The 14,380-nt window shown below is 60.6% G+C and carries 12 protein-coding genes; 9 read left to right on the plus strand and 3 right to left on the minus strand.

What is annotated here, in order from left to right; translation table 11 throughout:
• Window positions 1–20 precede the first annotated feature (20 nt).
• From PFEN_RS19335 to gloA, 3 genes are all read left to right on the plus strand, one after another.
• On the plus strand, window positions 21–1,592 hold the full coding sequence (locus PFEN_RS19335) for an EAL domain-containing protein (protein ID WP_191488409.1): 1,572 nt from the start codon (window positions 21–23) through the stop codon (window positions 1,590–1,592).
• A gap of 241 nt (window positions 1,593–1,833) precedes the next feature.
• Window positions 1,834–2,190 (plus strand): histone-like nucleoid-structuring protein, MvaT/MvaU family, encoded by a 357-nt coding sequence (locus tag PFEN_RS19340; protein ID WP_191488410.1) that lies wholly within the window; start codon window positions 1,834–1,836, stop codon window positions 2,188–2,190.
• A gap of 729 nt (window positions 2,191–2,919) precedes the next feature.
• Window positions 2,920–3,450, plus strand: a complete 531-nt coding sequence (gene gloA / locus PFEN_RS19345; RefSeq protein ID WP_191488411.1) for a lactoylglutathione lyase — start codon at window positions 2,920–2,922, stop codon at window positions 3,448–3,450.
• Window positions 3,451–3,629: 179 nt separating this feature from the next.
• On the opposite strand, the gene ahpF is transcribed toward gloA, so the two are convergent.
• The 3 genes from ahpF to PFEN_RS19360 all read right to left on the minus strand — a co-directional run bounded on the left by ahpF (window position 3,630) and on the right by PFEN_RS19360 (window position 6,961).
• Complete coding sequence (gene ahpF, locus PFEN_RS19350) at window positions 3,630–5,195, minus strand: alkyl hydroperoxide reductase subunit F (protein ID WP_191488412.1); 1,566 nt, start codon at window positions 5,193–5,195, stop codon at window positions 3,630–3,632.
• A gap of 125 nt (window positions 5,196–5,320) precedes the next feature.
• Window positions 5,321–5,884 carry an alkyl hydroperoxide reductase subunit C gene (gene ahpC, locus PFEN_RS19355; RefSeq protein ID WP_191488413.1) on the minus strand — a complete coding sequence of 188 codons (564 nt, stop codon included), beginning with the start codon at window positions 5,882–5,884 and terminating at the stop codon, window positions 5,321–5,323.
• A 132-nt stretch (window positions 5,885–6,016) separates the two neighbouring features.
• Window positions 6,017–6,961 (minus strand): site-specific integrase, encoded by a 945-nt coding sequence (locus PFEN_RS19360; RefSeq protein ID WP_191488414.1) that lies wholly within the window; start codon window positions 6,959–6,961, stop codon window positions 6,017–6,019.
• Between the two features lie 177 nt (window positions 6,962–7,138).
• On the opposite strand from PFEN_RS19360, the gene PFEN_RS19365 reads away from it, so the two are divergent.
• From PFEN_RS19365 to PFEN_RS19390, 6 genes are all read left to right on the plus strand, one after another.
• Window positions 7,139–8,110 carry a DNA-binding protein gene (locus tag PFEN_RS19365; RefSeq protein ID WP_191488415.1) on the plus strand — a complete coding sequence of 324 codons (972 nt, stop codon included), beginning with the start codon at window positions 7,139–7,141 and terminating at the stop codon, window positions 8,108–8,110.
• A 263-nt stretch (window positions 8,111–8,373) separates the two neighbouring features.
• A complete protein-coding gene (locus PFEN_RS19370) occupies window positions 8,374–9,684 on the plus strand; it encodes an ABC transporter substrate-binding protein (protein WP_191488416.1) in 1,311 nt (436 codons plus the stop codon).
• Window positions 9,685–9,861: 177 nt separating this feature from the next.
• Entirely contained in the window at window positions 9,862–10,788 is a 927-nt protein-coding gene (locus PFEN_RS19375) for a carbohydrate ABC transporter permease (protein ID WP_191488417.1), read from the plus strand.
• Window positions 10,789–10,798: 10 nt separating this feature from the next.
• Complete coding sequence (locus tag PFEN_RS19380; protein ID WP_191488418.1) at window positions 10,799–11,635, plus strand: carbohydrate ABC transporter permease; 837 nt, start codon at window positions 10,799–10,801, stop codon at window positions 11,633–11,635.
• A gap of 21 nt (window positions 11,636–11,656) precedes the next feature.
• On the plus strand, window positions 11,657–12,760 hold the full coding sequence (locus PFEN_RS19385; protein WP_191488419.1) for an ABC transporter ATP-binding protein: 1,104 nt from the start codon (window positions 11,657–11,659) through the stop codon (window positions 12,758–12,760).
• A gap of 18 nt (window positions 12,761–12,778) precedes the next feature.
• Window positions 12,779–14,269 (plus strand): mannitol dehydrogenase family protein, encoded by a 1,491-nt coding sequence (locus tag PFEN_RS19390; RefSeq protein ID WP_191488420.1) that lies wholly within the window; start codon window positions 12,779–12,781, stop codon window positions 14,267–14,269.
• Window positions 14,270–14,380: the final 111 nt, after the last annotated feature.

Here is a 14,380-nt window from a genome sequence, read left to right on the forward strand (position 1 = left end):
GCCACTACAGGTTGCTTTCAATGCCATTGACCGCCAAAGGATCTCGCTCCTGGATCGCCCGTTACGCCTTGAGCCTGCTGATCGGCCTGCTGCCGATCCTCTCGGGGATCGCCATCCTGTATTGGCAAGCCGGCCACACCTTGAGCCAGAATGCCGGAAAAACCGCCGGCGAAGCCCTGAAACAATTCGACCTGATGCTCGACAGTGCCGCCGAGTCGGCCAATGTCATCCTGCCCCTGGCCGGCCAGCCCTGCGACGAAGTCAAGTTGACCTTGCGCGAGCAGGTCACCCGACAGCCCTTCGTCCGGGCCGCGAACCTGGCCTGGAACAACAACCTGTATTGCACTTCGTTGTTCGGGCCTTATCAGGAAAAAATCGACCCGGCCGACTATGTCGACGGCACGCTCTGGCTGATGGACGGTAATGCAATCACCCCCAAGTCCGCGCTGCTGGTCTACCGCCTGCAGGATGGCAAGGGCGCCGCGATGGTAAGCATCGACGGCTATCACCTGGCCAATGCACTACGCCTGATCGGACATGAAGCCGGCCTGTACCTGCAAGTCGGCGAGGTCTGGCTCTCCAGCCAGGGCCAGGTGCGCGAGGGTGCGGCCCCCGGGTTTGCCGTCGGACAGGCCAGCTTGTCGTCCAGCCACTTCCCGTTCAGCGTCAGCGCCGGCTTCCCCGCGGGCGAGGTCTGGCGTTATGTGGTCAAGGAGTACCCGGCCCTGATGGCCCTGCTGCTGGTGTTCGGAATTCTGGCCGGGACCACGGCGCGGCGCTTGCACAAACGCTCCAGTGCGCCGACCCAGGAACTGCAGCGGGCCCTGGAAGCCGGGGAATTCATTCCGTATTTCCAGCCGGTGGTCCGCAGCGAGACCCGGCAATGGGCCGGGGCGGAAGTATTGATGCGCTGGCAGCATCCCAGCGAGGGACTGGTGCGCCCGGACCTGTTCATTCCCCTGGCCGAACACTCGGGCCTGATCGTGCCGATGACCCGTTCATTGTTGCAACAGACCGCTGCCCTGCTCGCCCCGCACGCGGCGACCTTCGACCCCGGCTTTCACGTGGGTGTGAACATTAGCGCACGACATTGCCAGGACCTCGAACTGCTGGACGACTGCCGCGACTTTCTCGCCGTCTTTGCCCCAGGCCAGGTGCGCCTGGTACTGGAATTGACCGAACGGGAACTGATCGAGCCCAGCGCCGTTGCCCAGCAACTGTTCAGCCAGTTGCGCGATATGGGCGTGATGATTGCCATTGACGATTTCGGCACCGGGCATTCGAGCCTCAGTTATTTGCGCCAGTTCAATGTCGACTACCTGAAAATCGACCAGAGCTTCGTCGCCATGATCGGCGCCGATGCGTTGTCAGTGCATATTCTGGAGAGCATTATCGAGTTGAGCGCCAAGCTTGAACTGGGCATCGTCGCCGAAGGTGTCGAAACCCTTGCGCAACGCGACTACCTGACCGCCCACGGCGTTGGATTCCTCCAGGGTTACTTGTTTGGCAAACCGCTGCCAGCGGCAGACTTTTTCAACAATTTCAAACGACAGCTGAGCCTAGAAGAGATTAGTATCGCAGTGTCGGAATAAGTCACGGGCACTTGTCTATCCGGTTTTTTGCAACATCTAAACAGCTTATTTACTCTTGGCTTGATAACTACTACACTTTTTCCTGCCAGCTTCAATTTGACAGGAAGCCCCAAGGCTTATAAGTAACTTCCCGCACTGCCACGCCAAGGTGCATACGCGTAACGAAAGCCGTTGCAAGCATTGGTTTGTCGTTTTGTTTTAGGTAGATGGCAGCCGAATACAACTCGTGGAGATAAATATCTTGTCCAAACTCGCTCAATTTCGTGCCGCAAAACTGGCCCTGGAAGCCCAACTCGCCCAGCTTGAAACCCTGAAGAACGATGCCGGGCTGAAAAAGGAACTCGAGTTCGAGGAGAAGCTCAAGGGCCTGATGAAAACCTACGACAAAAGCTTGCGCGACATCATCGCGATCCTCGACCCGAACCCGGGTCGGCAGGTCGCGGTGGCGCCGAAGCAGCGCCGTGCCCGGGTGGTCAAGGTCTACCAGAACCCTCACACCGGTGAACTGATCGAAACCAAGGGTGGCAATCACCGCGGTCTCAAAGCCTGGAAAGAACAATACGGTGCGGCAACCGTGGATTCCTGGCTGCGCGGCTGATTTTTTGCCATTGCGCAATAGCCCTGCCCAGGCAGGGCTATTTCGTCATCTGTGTACCTGCGACATCGCCCCGAGCAAGATAGCTATACGCCACTACCCTTGTAGGAGCGAGCGCGCTCGCGATGATTGCAAGGACGCTGCGTTTTTTCAGGCACTCCGCGTTATCGTTGACATTCATCGCGAGCAAGCTCGCTCCTACAGTTAGCCCACTATTCATAACCACGACAAGCATTTCAGCCTGGGGTTCCGACTTTCTACCAGACGTCGTAAAAACAGAATCCGGAAACGACACAATCTCCGTTATTAACTGACCTCGAGGCGTTTCGCCTTTTCTTATTGCATGTAAAGAATTTCTCACACAGCCGCGAGTAGATGTCCTGCATCTATTACGTTTGTCGGATGAAAAACAGCCTGTACATCCCCTTCACACATTTTTCACATCCACTCTTACAGGATGAAGGCTGCTAAAGGATTAGCGCCCCAATGCCCGCTTCGGCGGGCTTCTTTATGCCTGTTTGGCGACGTTTATACACTTCGCTATAACTTCCCGCCAAAATCGAAGTAACCCGCTATTACCCGCTGCCGTTGTGCTCGGGGCTAAAATCCATCCGTCCGAATTTGGCGCCCGCGTCCCGCTTCAGTATGATCCTGGCCCCATAGGATCGGAATCGACGAGCGTGCCTGCGCGTCCCTGATCGCCCGCTTTTCTACCTGCTTTGCGGAGAGCCCATGAGCCTGCAAGAACTGAACACCTTTCCCGGCGTTACCGCCCACCCCGACACCGCCACCCAGGGCTTCGTGTTCAACCACACCATGCTGCGGGTCAAGGACGCCACCCGTTCCCTGGACTTCTATACCCGCGTGCTGGGCTTCTCCCTGGTGGAAAAGCGTGACTTCCCTGAAGCTGAATTCAGCCTGTACTTTCTCGCACTGGTGGACAAGGCCCGGATCCCGGCCGATGCCGCCGAACGGACCCAGTGGATGAAGTCGATTCCCGGCATCCTCGAACTGACCCACAACCACGGTACTGAAAACGACCCGGACTTTGCCTACCACAATGGCAACACCGATCCGCGCGGCTTCGGCCACATCTGCATCTCGGTGCCGGACATTCGTGCCGCCTGCGAGCGCTTCGAAGCCCTGGGCGTCGAGTTCCAGAAACGCCTGAGCGACGGACGCATGAAAAGCCTGGCCTTCGTCAAGGACCCGGACGCCTACTGGGTTGAAATCATCCAGCCGGCGCCGCTGCAAGAGGCCTGATAATATTTTGTTACAAAAAAGCCCCATGAATCGACGATTCACGGGGCTTTTTTCCATACGCACTTCAGGCACTACCTAGCGAACCTGTGGGAGCGGAGCTTGTCGGGATGCCGCGAAGCTTTTAGCGGCCTTAAGGGCCTCTTCGCGGGCAAGCTCCGCTCCCACAATGCCTGCGTATTTCAAGCCGGCGCGGAGGTTCGGATCAGGTGGTCGAATGCACTCAGCGAAGCCTTGGCGCCCTCACCCACCGCAATCACGATCTGCTTGTACGGCACGGTAGTGACGTCACCGGCGGCGAAAATGCCAGGCAGCGAAGTCTCACCACGGGCATCGACGATGATCTCGCCGCGCGGCGACAGTTCGACGCTGCCCTTGAGCCAGTCGGTGTTCGGCAACAGACCGATCTGGACAAAGATGCCTTCCAGGTCGACCGTGTGGAACTCACCTGAGTCGCGGTCCTTGTAGACCAGGCCGGTGACCTTTTGCCCATCCCCCTTGACTTCACTGGTCAACGCGGTGGTGATGACCTTGACGTTCGGCAGGCTGTAGAGCTTGCGTTGCAACACGGCGTCGGCGCGCAGCTTGCTGTCGAACTCCAGCAAGGTCACGTGGCTGACGATACCAGCCAGGTCGATGGCCGCCTCGACACCGGAGTTGCCGCCACCGATCACCGCGACCCGCTTGCCCTTGAACAGCGGGCCGTCACAGTGCGGGCAGAAGCACACGCCCTTGGCCTTGTATTCCTGCTCGCCCGGGACGCCCATCTCACGCCAGCGGGCACCAGTGGCCAGAATCACGGTCTTGGCCTTGAGGCTGGCACCGCTTTCGAAACGCACTTCGTGCAGCTCGCCGGCATTCTTCGCCGGCACCAGGGCACTGGCGCGTTGCAGGTTCATGATATCGACATCGTACTGGCGAACATGCTCTTCCAGGGCGCTGGCCAGTTTCGGCCCCTCGGTTTCCTGGACCGAGATGAAGTTCTCGATCGCCATGGTGTCCAGCACCTGGCCGCCAAAACGCTCGGCCGCGACACCGGTGCGAATGCCTTTGCGCGCGGCATAGATCGCCGCCGCGGCACCAGCGGGGCCACCGCCGACCACCAGGACATCGAAGGCGTCCTTGGCGCTGATTTTTTCCGCTTGCTTCTCAATGGCCCCGGTGTCGAGCTTACCGAGGATTTCCTCCAGGCCCATGCGGCCCTGGCCGAAGTTCACGCCGTTGAGGTAGACGCTCGGCACGGCCATGATCTTGCGCTCGTCGACCTCGCCCTGGAACAACGCGCCGTCGATGGCGACGTGATGGATGTTCGGGTTCAGTACCGCCATCAGGTTCAGCGCCTGGACCACGTCCGGGCAGTTCTGGCAGGACAGCGAGAAATAAGTCTCGAAGTTGAACTCGCCCTTGAGCGAGCGGATCTGCTCGATCACTTCGACGCTGGCCTTCGAAGGGTGGCCGCCGACTTGCAGCAAGGCCAGCACCAGCGAAGTGAATTCGTGGCCCATGGGGATACCGGCGAAACGCAGGCTGATATCGGCGCCCGGGCGGTTCAACGAGAACGACGGCTTGCGCGCATCGGTACCGTTGTCCAACAAGGTGATGTCCGCGCAAAGACTGGCGACGTCTTTGAGCAGCGCGAGCATTTCCTGAGATTTCGCGCCGTCATCAAGGGAGGCGACGATCTCGATCGGCTGTGTAACCCGTTCCAGGTACGACTTCAACTGGGCTTTAAGATTGGCGTCCAACATGCGGGCGATTTCCCTTTTTCAATGCTTTAGAAATAACAACGCCCAGGTGGATACCACCCGGGCGTTATTGGGCGGTGCGGCTGACTTATGAGGTGCGGATGACCGCCCTTGAATCACTCACGGACTTAGATCTTGCCGACCAGGTCCAGGGACGGAGCCAGGGTGGCCTCGCCTTCTTTCCACTTGGCCGGGCAGACTTCGCCCGGGTGAGCGGCAACGTACTGGGCAGCCTTGATTTTGCGCAGCAGCTCGGAAGCGTCACGACCTACGCCGCCATCGTTGAGTTCAACGATTTTGATCTGGCCTTCAGGGTTGATCACGAAGGTCCCGCGGTCGGCCAGGCCGGCTTCTTCGATCAGCACGTCGAAGTTGCGCGAGATGTTCAGGGTCGGGTCGCCGATCATGGTGTACTGGATCTTGCCGATGGCTGGCGAAGTGTTGTGCCAGGCGGCGTGGGCAAAGTGAGTGTCGGTCGACACGCTGTAGATTTCCACGCCCAGTTTCTGGAACTCGGCGTAGTTATCGGCCAGGTCTTCCAGTTCGGTCGGGCAAACGAAGGTGAAGTCGGCTGGGTAGAAGAACACCACCGACCATTTGCCTTTCAGGTCAGCGTCCGAGACTTCGACGAATGCGCCGTTTTTGAAAGCGGTTGCTTTGAACGGTTTAACTTGGCTGTTGATGATAGGCATCGTTGACTCTCCGTCATGGGTTAAGAAGTTGATGGGAGAATCCTAGCCATTCTTTCGCGCTCTGGCTCATTGGCAAAGCTGATGCTCACGATTGGCTTTCGCTATGAGCAGGCACTATCAATAGAAGAAATCTTATGCGCCCTGATCCAGCGGCTTCTCGGCGATCAGTCCCATGCCAGGAAAAGGGCTGGCCTCGATATAGCGCATGGCTGACTTGATGTCCTTCCAGCCGACATAGCTCATCAGCGACTTCAGGTCCCAGCCGCTGTGGTGGGCCCAGGTAGCGAAGCCGCGACGCAGCGAATGGCTGGTGTAGTGCTCGGCGGCAATCCCGGCGCGCTCCAGCGCTTGGCGCAGCAAGGGAATGACGCTGTTGGCGTGCAAGCTTTCCTCGCGCAGATGCCCCCAGCGGTCAATACCGCGAAACACCGGGCCACGGACCAGCGCGGCGCTATTGATCCAGTCGATATAGGCCTGCACCGGACACAGGCGTTGCAAGGCCGGAGCCTGGTAGGTCCGACCGAGGTTTTCGCGGTCGCTTTTGCTGCGCGGCAAGTACAGCGTCATGCCGGTGCCTGCGATAGCGCGCACATGCTCGACCTCCAGGCGACAGAGCTCATCGCTGCGAAAGCCCCGCCAGAAGCCCAGCAGGATCAGCGCCTTGTCCCGCCTGGCGCGCAGCAACATCGGTCGATCAGCGGCGGCCAGGGCCTGGCTCGCCTGCGCATCGAGCCGGCCGACAACCTGCTCCAGATGCTGCAACTGCAGCGGTTCGGCCTGCTTCTCCCGGGCCGGGTGCAGGGCCCGGATACCCTTGAACACCTTGCGCACCAGGGGCGCCTTGGTCGGATCGGCGAAACCCTGGCTGTTGTGCCATTGCGCCAGCGCCGAGAGCCGCAGCTTCAGCGTGTTGATCGACAACACGCCGGCATGGGCCATCAGGTAGCGCACCACGCTGTCGCTGGTGGCCGGCAGGAAGCCACCCCAACTCACTTCGAAATGTTCTATGGCGGCCTGATAGCTGCGACGAGTGTTATCCCGCGTCGCCGCTTGCAGGTAGCGCTCCAGCTCGTTCATTGCCTCGATTCCCGACATTCGTACCGATTCGCCATGCCAAAGCGCGAAAAACGCTTATCACACGGGGTAATACCAGTATATCCCGTGTTAATAATTTCAAATATCGGCTTCTCTGTTTTATCTATATGCTATGTAAATACATGGTACATACCACAGTACGAAATCGTAGGAGAGAACATGGCTCGTGGCGGCGTAAACAAGGCAGTGGTGCAAACGGCGCGCTTGGCGATCCTCGCCCGCGGCGAGCACCCGAGCATCGATGCGGTGCGTATCGAAATCGGCAATACCGGCTCCAAGACCACCATCCACCGCTACCTCAAGGAACTGGACGAGAGTGACCTGCGCCGCGCGGTGCCCACTGAGTCAGTCGATGAAGAACTGGGCGAGCTGGTCTCGCGCTTGGCGCAACGCCTTCAGGAACAGGCTCGGGAACCCGTCGAACAGGCCCGGGCGCAACTGGCGGCGGAACAGGCCGAATGGCAGGCGCAATTGGCCGAGATGACGCAGCGGCTTGAGCAACAGCAGCGCCAGTTCGAAATCCAGGCCGTGGCCCTCGCCGAGGAATCACGCAACCTGCAAGCCACCCGCTCGATGCTGCAGACCGAACAGACCCGCAATGCCGGGTTGAATCAGGCCTGCGACGATTACGAGCTGCGCCTCAAGGACAAGGACCAGCAGATCCGCTCGCTGGAAGACAAGCACCTGCATGCCCGCGAGGCACTGGAGCATTTCCGCAGTGCCGCGCGCGACCAGCGTGACCAGGAGCAACGTCGACATGAGGCCCAGGTGCAGCAGGTGCAGATGGAGTTGCGCCAGGCCCAGCAGAGCGCGCTGGTGCGCCAGGACGAGATCACCCAACTGCACCGCGACAATGAACGGCTGCTGGCCGAGAGCCGGGGCACCTCAAAGGCGCTCAAACTGGCGCAGGAGCAGTTGAATAAAGAGCAGCTACGTGCGGAGCAGCAGATTCAGCACGCGCGAACGCTGGAGAATGCCGGCACCCTGCTTCAGGAACGCCTGCGGGTAGCCCTGGCGGAAAGTGAGTCGCTAAAGCTTGAGCTGACAGATCAGCAGGGACGAAGCCAAGCGCTTGAACTCAAGCTGGCTGAATCCGAAACGGCACTGAAAGAGCCTCGCACGCCATTGTAGGAGCAAGCTCGCTCCTACAAATATGTACGGAATCACTCCCCGATAGCCCCGCAAATCCACATCCCCCTATCTCGTTCAGCCATTTCGTCGACCTGCGACATTCTGCCTCAGTGCAAAAAAGTACCGATTGAAGTGTCGTCAAGGATTTGTCAGGACCGCGTTTGAGGGCTGTAATCAGTGCCAGATTCTTCCTGGGCACCGGAAGACACAACAACAATAAACTGACCTTCAAGCGCCTCCGTGCGCCAGAAGAGGAGTGTTCGATGAAAGCCATTGCCACCGCACTGCTCGTCACCACCGGCCTCACCCTCAGTGGTGTCAGCCTTGCAGCCCAGACCCTGACCATCGCCACCGTCAACAACAGCGACATGATCCGCATGCAGAAGCTGTCGAAAACCTTCGAGGCCGAGCATCCGGACATCAAGCTCAACTGGGTGGTGCTGGAAGAAAACGTCCTGCGCCAACGCCTGACCACCGACATCGCCACCCAGGGCGGCCAGTTCGACGTACTGACCATCGGCATGTACGAAGCCGCACTCTGGGGCGCCAAGGGCTGGCTGGAGCCGATGAACAACCTGCCCGCCGCCTACGATATCGATGATGTGTTCCCATCGGTGCGTGACGGCCTTTCCGTCAAAGGCACCCTGTTCGCCCTGCCGTTCTACGCCGAAAGCTCCATGACCTACTACCGCACCGACCTGTTCAAGGAGGCCGGTCTGACCATGCCCGAGCGTCCGACCTGGGAGCAGATCGGCGAGTTCGCCGCCAAGCTCAACCATCCCGACAAGGAGCAATACGGTATCTGCCTGCGCGGCAAAGCCGGCTGGGGCGAGAACATGGCCCTGATCACCACCGTGGCCAATGCCTACGGCGCGCGCTGGTTCGATGAAAAATGGCAGCCACAATTCAACACTCCAGAATGGAAGAACGCCCTGAATTTCTACGTCGACACCATGAAAAAGGCCGGCCCGCCGGGCGCCTCGAGTAACGGCTTCAACGAAAACCTGGCGCTGTTCAACAGCGGCAAATGCGCGATGTGGGTCGATGCCAGCGTGGCCGGCTCCTTCGTCACCGACAAGACCCAGAGCAAGGTCAGCGACCACGTCGGCTTTACCTATGCGCCGCACCAGGTCACCGAGAAAGGCTCGGCCTGGCTCTACTCCTGGGCGCTGGCGATCCCGACCAGTTCCAAGGCCAAGGACGCGGCGAAAGTCTTCAGCAGCTGGGCCACTTCCAAGGAATACGGGGCCCTGGTGGCCAAGGAAGACGGCATTGCCAACGTGCCACCAGGTACGCGCGCCTCGACCTACAGCGAGGCCTACATGCAGGCCGCGCCGTTCGCCAAGATCACCCTGGAATCGCTCAAGACCGCCAACCCGAAAGACCCGAGCGCCAAGCCCGTGCCTTATGTGGGGATCCAACTGGTGACCATTCCCGAGTTCCAGGCCATCGGTACCCAGGTCGGCAAGCAGTTTTCCGCCGCGCTGACCGGCCAGACCACGGTCGACAAGGCCTTGGCCGACGCCCAGACCTTCACCGAACGGGAAATGAAACGCGCGGGCTACCCCAAGTAACTCGGTTCGGGGACAACACACTGTCCCTGTAGGAGCAGAGCTTGCTCGCGAAGGCGGCCTCAAGATCGCTAAAAGCTTCGCGGCGGTGCGGCGTCCCACAAGCTCCGCTCCCACGCAAGCTCGCCTCCCGAAGGACTGAGATTGCCCGCTCCTTGCACTTAATCGGTTTTGAACACCATGAATACCTCCGCTGCCAAAGTCCATATGGATATACCCCAGCCGCTGCGCAGAAGCCGTCTGCGCAACCCCGGCTGGTTTCTGGTCTCCCCCTCGGTCGGCCTGTTGCTGCTGTGGATGATCGTGCCCCTGGGCATGACCATCTACTTTTCGCTGATCCGCTACAACCTGCTCTACCCGGGCGAAAACCAGTTCGTCGGCCTGGAAAACTACACCTACTTCCTGACCGACTCGGGTTTTCTCCCCGGCGCCAGCAACACCCTGCTGCTGGTGGGCAGCGTATTGCTGATCAGCGTGGTGTTCGGCGTGCTGATCTCCGCGCTGCTGGAAGCCAGTGAGTTCTTCGGGCGCGGCATCGTCCGGGTCCTGTTGATCTCCCCCTTCTTCATCATGCCCACCGTCGGCGCGCTGATCTGGAAAAACCTGATATTCCACCCGGTCTCGGGGATTCTCGCCGCCCTCTGGCGAGTGTTCGGCGCGCAGCCGGTGGACTGGCTGGCCCACTACCCGCTGCTGTCGATCATCATCATCGTCTCCTGGCAGTGGCTGCCCTTCGCCATCCTGATCCTGATGACCGCCATGCAGTCCCTCGACCAGGAACAGAAAGAAGCGGCGCGCCTGGACGGTGCCGGTCCGCTGGCGATCTTCTGGCACCTGACCCTGCCGCACCTGGCCCGGCCGATCGCCGTGGTGGTGATGATCGAGACCATTTTCCTGCTCTCGGTGTTCGCGGAAATCTTCACCACCACCAATGGCGGTCCGGGCTACGCCTCGACCAACCTGGCCTACCTGATCTACAACCAGGCCCTGGTGCAGTTCGATGTCGGCATGGCATCGGCCGGCGGCCTGATCGCGGTGATCATTGCCAATATCGCCGCGATCATCCTGGTGCGGATGATCGGCAAAAACCTGACAGACAAGCCTTGAGGCCCGCGCCATGACCCTCACACTCAAACAATCCCGGCGCCTGCAAAGCGTTCTGCTCGGCCTCCTGGCCTGGGCCATCGCGATCCTGATCTTCTTCCCGATCTTCTGGATGGTGCTGACCAGCTTCAAGACCGAGATCGACGCGTTCGCCACGCCACCACAGTTTTTCTTCCATCCGACGCTGGAAAACTACCTGCATATCCAGGAGCGCAGCGACTACTTCCACTTCGCCTGGAACTCGGTGGTGATCTCCTTCAGCGCGACCTTGCTGTGCATGCTGATCGCGGTACCGGCGGCCTATTCCATGGCGTTCTATGAAACCCAGCGGACCAAGCGCACTTTGTTGTGGATGCTCTCCACCAAGATGTTGCCGCCAGTGGGGGTGCTGATGCCGATCTACCTGCTGGCCAAGTCCTTCGGTCTGCTGGACACCCGCCTGGCGCTGATCGTGATCTACACCCTGATCAACCTGCCGATCGTGGTCTGGATGATTTACACCTACTTCAAGGACATCCCCAAGGACATCCTCGAGGCCGCCCGTCTCGACGGCGCGACCCTGTGGCAGGAGATGGTCCGGGTGCTGCTGCCGATCAGCAAGGGCGGGTTGGCCTCGACGCTGTTGCTGTCGCTGATCCTGTGCTGGAACGAGGCGTTCTGGTCGCTGAACCTGACCTCTTCGCAGGCCGCGCCGTTGACCGCGTTGATCGCTTCCTACTCAAGCCCCGAGGGCCTGTTCTGGGCCAAGTTGTCGGCCGTCTCGACCCTGGCCTGTGCGCCGATCCTGATCTTCGGCTGGATCAGCCAGAAGCAGTTGGTCCGCGGTCTGTCCTTCGGCGCCGTGAAATAAATACTCAAAAGGAGCCTCACCATGGCCAACCTGAAAATCAAGAATCTGCAAAAAGGCTTCGAAGGCCTGTCCATCATCAAGGGTATCGACCTGCAAGTGAACGACCGCGAGTTCGTGGTCTTCGTCGGCCCGTCCGGTTGCGGTAAATCGACCCTGTTGCGGCTGATCGCGGGCCTGGAGGAAGTCACCTCCGGCACCATCGAGCTGGACGGTCGCGATATCACCGAAGTCAGCCCGGCCAAACGCGACCTGGCCATGGTCTTCCAGACCTACGCCCTGTACCCGCACATGAGCGTGCGCAAAAACATGTCCTTTGCCCTCGACCTGGCCGGCGTGGCCAAGACCGAGGTGGAACGCAAGGTCAATGAAGCCGCGCGGATCCTCGAACTCGGCCCGCTGCTGGAGCGCAAGCCCAAACAACTCTCCGGCGGCCAGCGCCAACGGGTCGCCATCGGCCGGGCCATCGTGCGCCAGCCGAAAATTTTCCTGTTCGACGAACCGCTGTCCAACCTCGATGCCGCCCTGCGGGTGCAGATGCGCCTGGAACTGGCGCGCCTGCACAAGGAGTTGCAGGCCACCATGATCTACGTGACCCACGACCAGGTCGAAGCCATGACCCTGGCCGACAAGGTGGTGGTGCTCAACGGCGGTCGCGTCGAGCAGGTCGGCTCGCCCCTGGAGCTCTACCATGCACCGGCCAACCTGTTCGTCGCCGGTTTCCTCGGCACGCCGAAAATGGGTTTTCTCAAGGGCAAGGTCAGCCGCCTCGACGGCCGGGGCTGTGAGCTTGAACTCGAGGCCGGCACGCGTATCAGCCTGCCGCTGAGCGACGCCGGGCTCAGCGTCGGCAGCCCGGTAACCCTGGGTATTCGCCCGGAACACCTGGAACTGGCCAAGCCCGGCGACTGCACCTTGCAGGTCACCGCCGACGTCGGCGAACGCCTGGGCAGCGACACCTTCTGCCACGTGCGCACCGCCTCCGGCGAAGCCTTGACCATGCGCATCCGCGGGGATATGGCCAGCCAGTACGGTGAAACCCTCAACCTGCACCTGGACAGCAGCCACTGCCACTTATTCGATGCCAACGGTGTGGCGGTTGCCCGTCCGCTGCGCGCCGCCGCCTGATTGCCGAGAGCCCTTGCAATGAAACTGAATAAACAGAATCTTCATCGGCTGGCGCCCGAAGTCCGCCTGCCGCTCTACAACCTCGCCGACATCCGCCAGGGCATCGCCCATATCGGCGTCGGCGGCTTCCACCGTGCCCACCAGGCGTACTACACCGACGCCCTGATGAACACCGGCGAAGGCCTCGACTGGGCCATTTGCGGAGTCGGCCTGCGCAGCGAGGACCGCCGCGCCCGCGACGACCTGGCCGAGCAGGACTATCTGTTCACCTTGTACGAGCTGGGCGATGGCGACGACACCGAAGTCCGGGTGATCGGCGCCATCGACGATATGCTGCTGGCCGAGGACGACCGCCAGGCGCTGATCGACAAGCTCGCCTCGCCAGCGATTCGCATCGTCTCGCTGACCATCACCGAAGGTGGCTACTGCATCGACGACAGTACCGGCGAGTTCATGACGCACCTGCCGCAGATCCAGCACGACCTCGCCCACCCCGAGGCACCGCGGACCGTCTTCGGCTTTCTCTGCACCGCCCTGGCCAAGCGTCGGGCCGCTGGCATCCCGGCGTTTACCCTGATGTCCTGCGACAACCTGCCCCACAACGGCGCGGTGACCCGCAAGGCGCTACTGGCCTTCGCCGCCTTGCGCGACCCCGACCTGCATGAGTGGATCGCCACCCAGGTGAGTTTCCCCAATGCCATGGTTGATCGCATCACGCCGATGACCAGCACCGCCCATCGCCTGCAACTGCACGACGAACACGGCGTCGACGATGCCTGGCCGGTGGTCTGCGAGCCGTTCGTGCAATGGGTGCTGGAAGACAAATTCGTCAATGGCCGTCCGGCCTGGGAAAAGGTCGGCGTGCAGTTCACCGACGACGTCACGCCCTATGAAGAAATGAAGATCAAGCTGCTCAACGGCAGCCACCTGGCCCTGACCTATCTGGGTTTTCTCAAGGGTTATCGGTTCGTCCACGAAACCATGAACGATCCGCTGTTCGTCAAGTACATGCGCGCCTACATGGACCTGGACGTCACGCCACAGCTGGCGCCAGTGCCAGGAATCGACCTGGCCGTGTACAAGGACACCCTGGTCCAGCGTTTCTCCAACCAGGCGATTGCCGACCAGTTGGAGCGGGTGTGTTCCGATGGTTCGTCGAAGTTTCCCAAGTTCACCATCCCGACCCTCAACCGGCTGATCGCCGACGGTCGCGAGACCGAGCGCGCGGCGCTGGTGGTGGCGGCCTGGGCGCTGTACCTCAAGGGGGTCGATGAGAATGGCACGACCTACAGCATTCCAGACCCACGGGCCGAGTTCTGCCAGGCGCTGGTGGCCGATGATAAGCTGATCGTGCAACGGCTGCTGGCGGTGGAAGAGATCTTCGGCAGTGCGATTCCCCGTTCGACCGAGTTTGTCGCCACATTCGAACGCTGCTTCAACAGTTTGCGGGATCTGGGCGTGAGCAAGACGCTGGAACATTTGTTGGCCAAGCTCCCGGCTACACGCTGATATAGCGCGAAACATGAACCTGTGGGAGCGGAGCTTGCTCGCGAAGGCGTCCGTAAGACCGCCAAAAGCTTCGCGGGCAAGCTCCGCTCCCACAATGATGCAGTGATCCAG

This window comes from Pseudomonas sp. FEN (assembly GCF_904067045.1).
Taxonomy (GTDB): Bacteria; Pseudomonadota; Gammaproteobacteria; order Pseudomonadales; family Pseudomonadaceae; genus Aquipseudomonas.

What these genes read in the sequence shown, in the direction of transcription:
- PFEN_RS19335 (WP_191488409.1), top strand. Translation starts at nt 21, where the DNA reads ATGCCATTGACCGCCAAAGGATCTCGCTCCTGGATCGCCCGTTACGCC.
- ahpC (WP_191488413.1), bottom strand. Translation starts at nt 5,884, where the DNA reads ATGCCTATCATCAACAGCCAAGTTAAACCGTTCAAAGCAACCGCTTTC.
- PFEN_RS19370 (WP_191488416.1), top strand. Translation starts at nt 8,374, where the DNA reads ATGAAAGCCATTGCCACCGCACTGCTCGTCACCACCGGCCTCACCCTC.
- PFEN_RS19380 (WP_191488418.1), top strand. Translation starts at nt 10,799, where the DNA reads ATGACCCTCACACTCAAACAATCCCGGCGCCTGCAAAGCGTTCTGCTC.
- PFEN_RS19385 (WP_191488419.1), top strand. Translation starts at nt 11,657, where the DNA reads ATGGCCAACCTGAAAATCAAGAATCTGCAAAAAGGCTTCGAAGGCCTG.
- PFEN_RS19375 (WP_191488417.1), top strand. Translation starts at nt 9,862, where the DNA reads ATGAATACCTCCGCTGCCAAAGTCCATATGGATATACCCCAGCCGCTG.
- ahpF (WP_191488412.1), bottom strand. Translation starts at nt 5,195, where the DNA reads ATGTTGGACGCCAATCTTAAAGCCCAGTTGAAGTCGTACCTGGAACGG.
- PFEN_RS19360 (WP_191488414.1), bottom strand. Translation starts at nt 6,961, where the DNA reads ATGAACGAGCTGGAGCGCTACCTGCAAGCGGCGACGCGGGATAACACT.
- PFEN_RS19390 (WP_191488420.1), top strand. Translation starts at nt 12,779, where the DNA reads ATGAAACTGAATAAACAGAATCTTCATCGGCTGGCGCCCGAAGTCCGC.
- gloA (WP_191488411.1), top strand. Translation starts at nt 2,920, where the DNA reads ATGAGCCTGCAAGAACTGAACACCTTTCCCGGCGTTACCGCCCACCCC.
- PFEN_RS19365 (WP_191488415.1), top strand. Translation starts at nt 7,139, where the DNA reads ATGGCTCGTGGCGGCGTAAACAAGGCAGTGGTGCAAACGGCGCGCTTG.